This window comes from Frankia sp. CcCS3 (assembly GCF_977927575.1).
The window spans coordinates 1-5,171 of the sequence record NZ_CDWRCL010000263.1; the positions used below are offsets into that span (position 1 = coordinate 1).

The following is a 5,171-nucleotide window of genomic DNA, read 5'->3' on the forward strand; positions in this document are numbered from 1 at the left end:
AACCGGTTCCGGCCGGGGCGAACCTGGGCGGTGCCGCCCGACGACCGTCGGGCGCGCCCCCCGCCCGGCGCGCCGCGGGGCGCAAACCCGGCCGGCGCGGACGGCCGAGCGGTAAGAAACGCCGATGAGCCAGGTCACCGGCCGCGCGGATCCGGGCGGCCCCGATCGTGTGGCGGCAGATCTCCGGACGCCCCTGAAGTCCGGACGACCTTGAAGGTGGGAGAAGCGGCACGATGACGAGCATCGACGACGCACCGCAGCGATCCGCCGCGCACGACGCGGTCGCCGAGGTCCTGCGTGGCCACATCCGCGACATTCCCGACTGGCCGCAGCCGGGGGTCGTGTTCAAGGACATCACCCCGCTGCTCGCGACGCCGACCGCGTTCGGGGTGGTCATCGGTGCACTGGCGGACGCGGCCCGGGCGCTGGGGGCCACCACGATCGCCGGCATCGAGGCGCGGGGCTTCCTGCTAGCCGCGCCGGTCGCGGACCGGCTGGGCGCCGGCCTCGTGCCGATCCGCAAGCAGGGCAAGCTGCCGGGGCCGACCCGAAGCGCGTCCTACGACCTGGAGTACGGCGCCGCCACGATCGAGATCCACGCCGACGCAGTGCACGACGGCGACCGGATCCTGCTCGTCGACGACGTGCTGGCCACCGGTGGCACCGCGGCCGCCGCCCACAGCCTGCTCGCGGCTGGCGGCGGGGAGGTCGTGGGGCTGGCGGTCCTCATGGAGCTGTCCTTCCTACCGGGCCGTGATCGGGTTGCGCCGCTCGATGTCGTCTCCCTTCTGGCGATTTGATCTTGCCTGGGCGAGGTCCGCGGAAGGCTTCTGACCAGTGCGGCGTTAGGCTCGGTGTCTAGTCCTTACGCAGGAGCGGTTCGTGCCCGAGGCAGCGCCGGTGACCACCGGAGTTCCGCCGCCCGCCGTCACTCCCTTCCGGGAGCCCCGGCCGGTGGGCGATGCCGCACGGGCCACCGCCGGATCGGCGGCGCGTGAGCCGGCAGCCCACGGGCCGGCACAGCCGCCGGCCGCGGATGGTGGCGATGTCCGCGGGGAGGAGTCACCAGGTGGATCCCCGGGGGGGTCCGAGCTGGTCACCGCGGTCGGCCTGGGACGGCGTCCCGAGGACGGTTCCCCGGTAGTCCCCCGGTTGGGGCACGAGTCGCCGCCGCTGCCGCGTCGGGTGCGCGGGCGGCTCTCCCGCTTTTCGACGCACCGGGCGACGCCTCCCTCGGCTCTCGATCCGGTGCTGCGCGGGCTGCTCGCGAACCACCCGCGCGCCGACATCGCCCAGGTGCAGCAGGCGTTCGAGGTCGCCGACGCGGCGCACGCCGGCCAGGTGCGCTTCTCCGGCCACCCGTACATCACTCATCCGATCGCGGTCGCGAGCATTCTCGCCGATCTGGGGATGGACACCGCGACGCTGTCCGCGGCGTTGCTGCACGACACCCTCGAGGAGACGACGCTCACCGTCGACACAATCCGGGACACCTTCGGTGACCATATCGCGCTCATCGTCGACGCGGTCAGCAAGCTCAACCGGGTCAAGGTCGGCGAGGCGGCCCAGGCGGAGACCATCCGCCGGATGGTCGTCGCGATGGCCCGCGACCCACGCGCGCTGGTGGTCAAGCTCGCCGACCGCCTGCACAACATGCGTACCCTGCGCTTTCTGCCCGAGCACAAGCAGGAACGCAAGGCCGGGGAGACGCTCGAGGTCTACGCCCCGCTCGCCCACCGGCTCGGCATGAACTCGTTGAAGTGGGAGCTGGAGGACCTCGCGTTCGCTGCGCTGTATCCGAAACGGTACGATGAAATCGTCCGGCTGGTCGCTGACCGGGCCCCGAGCCGGGACGTCTATCTGGCCGAGGTGATCGGGCAGGTGCAGGCCGGCCTGCGGGACGCGCGGATCAAGGCGGTCGTCTCCGGGCGGCCGAAGCACTATTACTCGATCTACCAGAAGATGGTGGTGCGCGGCCGTTCCTTCGACGACATCTATGATCTGGTCGGCATCCGCGTCCTGGTCGACTCGGTCCGGGACTGCTATGCCACGCTGGGCACCGTGCACGCGACCTGGAAGCCGATTCCCGGCCGGTTCAAGGACTACATCGCGATGCCTAAGTTCAACATGTACCAGTCGTTGCACACGACGGTCATCGGTCCCGAGGGCAAACCGGTCGAGCTGCAGATCCGCACGCACGCAATGCACAACCGGGCCGAGTACGGCATCGCCGCGCACTGGAAGTACAAGGAGGACGGGGTTGCGGCCCGGCCCTCGGCGGGGACCCCGGAGGGCGGGCGGGCCGGTCGGCGCAAGGGCGGACCCGACGCGGACCTCATGACCTGGCTGCGTCAGGTGCTCGACTGGCAGCGGGAGACCGCGGACCCGGGAGAGTTCCTCGACAGCCTGCGGTTCGCCGCCGAGACCGACGAGGTTTTCGTCTTCACCCCCAAGGGCGACGTCATCCCGCTACCCGCCGGGTCGACGTCGGTGGACTTCGCCTACGCGGTGCACACCGACATCGGTCACCAGTGCGTCGGGGCCCGGATCAACGGCCGTCTCGCAGCCCTGGACACCCCGCTGGACAATGGCGACACGGTCGAGATCTTCACCTCGCGGGCCCATTCGGCCGGCCCGAGTGGGGACTGGTTGATGTTCGTCCGTTCGTCGCGGGCCAGGACGAAGATCCGCCAGTGGCACGCCCGTGAGCGCCGGGAGGATGCGATCGTCGCCGGCCGCGACGCGATCGGCCGCGCGATGCGCCGCCACGGCCTGCCGCTGTCCCGCCTGATGAGCGGGGACGCCCTGCTGAACCTGGCCAAGGACCTGCGCTACGCCGACGTGGCCGCCCTCTACGCGGCCGTGGGGGAGAACCACGTCAGCGCCCAGTTGGTGGTCTCGCGGCTGCTCGTGGCCCTCGGCGGCCCGGAGGGGGCCGAGGAGGACGCGGGTGAGACCGAGCTGCCGATCCGCACGCTGCGCCGCTCGACCGGGGAGCCGGGGGTGCTCGTCACCGGTGCTCCCGACGTGTGGACGAAGCTCGCTCGCTGCTGTACGCCCATGCCCGGCGACGAGATTGCCGGTTTCGTCACCCGGGGCAAGGGCGTGTCGGTCCACCGGACGGACTGCTCCAACCTGTCGGGGCTGCGTGGCGGGCCGCACGACCGCACGGTCCAGGTCGAGTGGGCGCCGTCGTCGGGCTCGGTGTTCCTCGTCGTGATCCAGGTCGAGGCGATGGACCGTACCAAACTACTCTCGGATGTCACCCGGGTACTGTCCGACCGGCACGTGAACATCCTGTCGGCGTCGGTGGCCACCACGCGGGATCAGGTGGCGGTCAGCCGCTTCACGTTCGAGATGGGAGACACCAAACATCTCAGGCACATCCTGAGTGCGGTGCGTGCTATCGAGGGTGTGTACGGCTGTTTCCGCGTTACCTCGGGCGTACAGGTCTAACGGGTCGAATCAGGGGGGTGCCGTGGATGCTGAGACCGTGGGTGCGGGTCTGCCGGCCGGCGGCGGTCTGACCCCCGCGCTGTCCCGGGCCGACGGCGGCGCCGACGAGGCCTCCCGGGCCCTGTCGGCGGCCCGGCAGGCGAGCGTGCGTCTCGCCCACCTGGCCCGGCGGATGGCGACACCGCGGATGTCCCAGGTGCCGCCGGAGCTGCGTGACATCGTCGAGGCGCATCGCGACTATCATCCGCGTGCCGACATCGGCCTGCTGGTGCACGCCTACGGCATCGCCGAGCGGCTGCACGCCGGTCAGATGCGGCGCAGCGGGGATCCGTACATCAGCCATCCCCTCGCCGTCACCGAGGTCCTCGCGGAGCTGGGGGTGGACACGACCACCCTGATCGCCGCCCTGCTGCATGACACGGTCGAGGACACCGGGTACACCCTCGACTCCGTTACCCAGGAGTTCGGTGCGGAGGTGGCCAACCTCGTCGACGGTGTCACCAAGCTGGACAAGATGCGGTTCGGGGAGGCCGCGGAGGCCGAGACGCTGCGCAAGCTGATCGTGGCCCTGGCCCGGGACTACCGGGTACTGGTCATCAAGATCGCGGACCGGCTGCACAACATGCGCACGCTCGCTTTCATGTCCCCCCCCAAACAGGTGAAGATCTCCCGGGTCACGCTTGAGGTCCTGGCCCCGCTGGCCCACCGGCTCGGCGTCAGCGTGATCAAGCGGGAGCTGGAGGACCGGGCGTTCGCCGTGCTCCATCCCGCCGAGCACGCCCGGATCGCCGCCACGGTGGATGAGTTCACCGCCGCTGAGCGCGCGGCCGGAACCGTCGCGGCGCTGGTGACACGGTTGCGAGCCGGGCTCGTGGGGGCTCGCATCGACGGCGCCGTCTCCATCCGGGTCAGCCACCTGTTCTCGATCTACAAGCGGGCTCAGGAGCGCAACCGGCCCGTCCAGGACTACACCGACCTCGTCCGCGTTCTCGTGCTCGTCGACGAGGTGACGGACTGTTACGCGGCGCTGGGTGTCATCCACGCCCTGTGGCGACCGGTGCCCGGCAGGCTGCGCGACTTCGTGGCCACCCCGAAGTTCAACATGTACCAGTCCCTGCACACGACGGTGACCGACGACGCCGGCCGCTCCCTCGACATCCAGCTCAGGACGCCGTCGATGCACCGGCTGGCCGAGACCGGGATCGTCGCCCGACCGGTCGGGCCCGGCGCGGACGGCGCCCGCCTGGAGGGCCTGTCCTGGTTGCACAGCCTGCTGGACTGGCAGGAGGAGGTCGACTCGGACGAGTTCCTCGAGTCGCTGTCCTCGGACCTGGACGCCGACGAGGTGCTGGCGTTCACGCCCAAGGGCAGGATGCTCGCGCTGCCGGCCCGGTCCTCCCCGGTGGATGTCGCCTACGCCGTGCACACCGACATCGGGCACCGGGCGATCGGCGCCCGGGTCAACGGTCGGCTCGTCCCGTTGGATACCCGGCTGCGCAACGGCGACGTCGTCGAGATCCTGACGTCCAACCTCCCCGGCGCGGGACCGTCGGAGGACTGGTTGCACTTCGTCAGGACCTCCCGGGCCCGGGTACGTATCCGGCGCCGGCTGGCCCGGCAGCGCAGGGACGCCGCGGCCGGGGTGGCCGAGCCGGGCGTCACGACCACTCGGTCCGGGAACGGCGGCGGGGCGCGGACCGCCGGCGGCGCCGGCG

General features: G+C 71.1%; 3 protein-coding genes. All 3 read left to right on the forward strand.

All coding sequences use genetic code 11. The features are described 5' to 3' along the window. Window positions 1-233 precede the first annotated feature (233 nt). A complete protein-coding gene (locus AC08OQ_RS17500; protein WP_462185970.1) occupies window positions 234-800 on the forward strand; it encodes an adenine phosphoribosyltransferase in 567 nt (188 codons plus the stop codon). Between the two features lie 82 nt (window positions 801-882). After that, a complete protein-coding gene (locus tag AC08OQ_RS17505) occupies window positions 883-3,456 on the forward strand; it encodes a RelA/SpoT family protein (RefSeq protein WP_476604400.1) in 2,574 nt (857 codons plus the stop codon). A gap of 22 nt (window positions 3,457-3,478) precedes the next feature. After that, the coding region (locus AC08OQ_RS17510) for a RelA/SpoT family protein (RefSeq protein WP_476612214.1) at window positions 3,479-5,171 on the forward strand (1,693 nt) is incomplete at its 3' end.